At 52.4% G+C, this 1,317-nt stretch carries 1 protein-coding gene; it reads right to left on the minus strand.

Annotation, left to right across the window (positions count from 1 at the left end):
- A partial coding sequence (gene ltrA, locus Q1A40_RS22865) for a group II intron reverse transcriptase/maturase (protein ID WP_300006074.1) occupies window positions 1-1,256 on the minus strand: 1,256 nt, incomplete at its 3' end.
- Between the last annotated feature and the right edge of the window lie 61 nt (window positions 1,257-1,317).

Here is a 1,317-nt window from a genome sequence, read left to right on the forward strand (position 1 = left end):
CACGCCCTTTCTTCCGTTAACCCCGCTTGCATTAACTTCTTTGCTCGCGTTCGGGGACGCTTCCACTGCTTCCATAAAAGGCAGCGTAACTTCCTGTTTATCCAGCTATCCAGTTCTTCCAGTACCCCTTTCACTTCGGTGTAGCGGAAGTAACTTATCCAGCCCCTGAGGACGGGGCTGAGTCGACTGATGACTGCTTTGACTGACGCCGTACTGTGCCCTGTCGTCAGGCTACGGAGTTTATCCTTTAACCTGCCGACACTGCTGTCTGCCACTTTAAGACGAACATGTTTGTGCCTTGTGACGCTGTACCCTAAGAACTTGCGTTCCCACGGCCTTGCCACCGCACTCTTCTTTTCGTTTATCTCAAGTCCTAACGTTTCCGTCAGGTACTCACGGATATCACTCAGAAGGTGTTCACCCGCTTTGCGACTGCTTACATAGATATTGCAGTCATCTGCGTAACGACAGAACGCGTGTCCGCGTCGTTCCAGCTCTTTGTCCAGCTCATCCAGTAAGATATTCGACAACAACGGTGATAGCGGACCGCCTTGCGGCATCCCTCTCACTCGTCTGACCCGCTCTTTATTACTGTCGATACTTTCTGCCTCAAGATAACGGCGGATTAACTTCAGAAGCCGTATATCACTGATGCGCCGGGCTACCCGCGCCATTAATATGTCGTGATCTACCCTGTCGAAGAACTTTTCCAGATCAATGTCGACCACCCAGCGTTTACCGCTATTCATGTAGGATTGTGCCTGACGCACCGCCTGCCATGCATTGCGCCCCGGGCGGAAGCCATAACTGGAGTTTGAGAAGGTTGGGTCGACGACAACGCTCAGTTTCTGCGCTATCGCTTGTTGGATGAGTCTGTCTGCTACCGTCGGGATACCCAATGTTCTCACGCCACCATCAGGCTTTGGGATGTCCATTTTACGTATCGCCCGGGGCAGATAGTCTCCTGACATCAGTGCGCTTTTGATACTCGCCCAGTGTTGTTTCAGAAAGGGTTTTAACGCCAACACGCTGAGGTTATCTACCCCGGCAGCGCCTTTGTTTTCCACTACCCGCTGATAGGCGAGCATCATATTGGTTCTCTCTGTCACCGTTTCGATAGACAACGGCACTTCCGCTTTCGTTCGCCCACTGACCGCCGTGTCGATTTCAGCACCATTCAGCTGCTCTCGCGGGTTCTGCCCGCTACCCTGACTTATGGCGGCAATGTTCTGCCCTTGTGCATCGTTAATCGGCATCGAGTATCCGTGTCCTAATTGCGGTTAACATGTTCAGCCCTTCATACTGGTGGTGAGTCAG

Origin of the sequence: uncultured Cedecea sp. (assembly GCF_947498825.1) — a bacterium.
GTDB lineage: Bacteria > Pseudomonadota > Gammaproteobacteria > Enterobacterales > Enterobacteriaceae > JGM124.